We start from the raw sequence: 1,642 nt of genomic DNA, 5'->3' as shown, positions 1-1,642 counted from the left end.
GGTGATGAGGAGGCCGCAGGCGGTGTGGAGGAGGTCGGCGATGCGGGGGCGGGTTCCGTCGGTGAGGGTGAGGCGCAGGTCGGGTGGGATGCGCTTGCCGAGGAGCGGGTGGTCGCCGGAGCCCACGTCGTAGCGGATGCCCAGCCCGCTCAGCATCCCCGCGAGATGCCCGGCCGCGTCCTTGTAGTTCACCAGCTCCCCGAGCACCTCGCGGACCGGGTCCATCTCCTCGCCGGTGAGCCGCAGCTCGATCGCGGCGGCGGCGTTGCGCGCCAGCTGCCGCCCGATCGGAAGGCGCTCGGCCTGGTAGGTGTCGAGCAGGCCGTCCGGTGCCCAGCCGTCGATCGTCGCGGCCAGCTTCCAGCCGAGGTTCACCGCGTCCTGCACCCCGACGCTCAGCCCCTGCGCCATGGCCGGCGGCTGCACGTGCGCGGCGTCGCCCGCCAGGAGCACCCGGCCGCGCCGGTACTCGCCGGCGACCCGGGACGCGTCGGTGAAGCAGCTCAGCCAGCGGCACCGCCCGTGGTGGATGGACTCGCCGGTGAGCCGCTGCCACGCGTCGGCGAGCTCGGCGTAGGTGAGCGAGTCCCGGTCCCGGGGCGCCATGCCCCGCTCGTGGACGACGACCCGGGTGACGCCGTTCTCCAGGTCCATGGCCAGGACCATGCTGCCGCCCGGCAGGTTCTCGACGATGCGGCGGCGGCGGGTCTCGATCCCGGTGACGTCGGCCGTGTAGAAGCCGCGCGTGGACGGCGTACCGGGGAAGGCGACGCCGGCCAGCTTGCGGACGGTGCTCCGCCCCCCGTCGCAGGCGACCAGGTACCCGGCGGTGTGCTCACCGCGGCCCTCCGGCCCATCGAAGGTGACCGTCACGCCGTCCGGCGTCTCCCGGAAACCGGTGACCTCGTGTCCGCGGCGCACCGGCACCCCGAGCTCGGCCGCCCAGCCCTCCAGCATCCGCTCGGTCCGGTACTGGGACACCCCCCGGACGCTGGAGTGGTCCTCCTCGAACATGCCGAGGTCGATCCGCACCCCGCCGAGGTGGCTGTCGGCGGACTCCACGTCGCCGAGCCTGGCGAGCAGCCCCCGCTGATCGAAGCACTCGGCCGTGCGCCTGGTGAAGCTGGCTCCGCGCGACTCACGCGGCGGGGCGGGCAGCTTCTCGTAGACGACGACGTCCACGCCGCCCAGGCGGAGCTCGCAGGCCGTCATCAGCCCGACCGGTCCCGCGCCGACGACGACCACGTCCGTTGCCATGCTCACTCTCCTGTTCGCTCGGTGCCGCTGCTCAACGGCCGGTCTCGTGGGCGGTGGCCATGGCCCGGGCGGTGCCGAACCAGTGGGTGAGTGCGTGGGTGAGGTCGTGGTCGGTGCCGGGGCGGGTCCAGGCGATGTAGCCGTCGGGTCGGATGAGTGCGGTGTCGAGGCCGGGTGCGGGTGGTTCGGTGGCGGTGATGGTGTCGATGCGGTCGGCCCAGGGGTGGGGTTGGTCGGTCTGGTCGGTGGTGATGAGGAGGCCGCGGGCGGTGTGGAGGAGGTCGGCGATGCGGGGGCGGGTTCCGTCGGTGAGGGTGAGGCGCAGGTCGGGTGGGATGCGCTTGCCGAGGAGCGGGTGGTCGCCGGGGCCCATGTCGTTGCTGAT

Annotated in this window: 1 protein-coding gene and 1 pseudogene; both read right to left on the bottom strand. The window is 73.5% G+C overall.

Features of this window, described 5'->3' with window-relative positions; translation table 11 throughout:
* Window positions 1-1,257, bottom strand: a 1,257-nt coding sequence (locus E1266_RS37130) for an FAD-dependent monooxygenase (protein WP_132055248.1), incomplete at its 3' end; no start/stop codon positions are given.
* Window positions 1,258-1,288: 31 nt separating this feature from the next.
* Window positions 1,289-1,642, bottom strand: a pseudogene (locus E1266_RS37125) (hypothetical protein); the annotation flags it as partial.

This window comes from Actinomadura sp. 7K534, assembly GCF_004348575.1.
GTDB lineage: Bacteria > Actinomycetota > Actinomycetes > Streptosporangiales > Streptosporangiaceae > Spirillospora > Spirillospora livida.
This window is presented reverse-complemented; position numbering and strand designations above follow the sequence as displayed.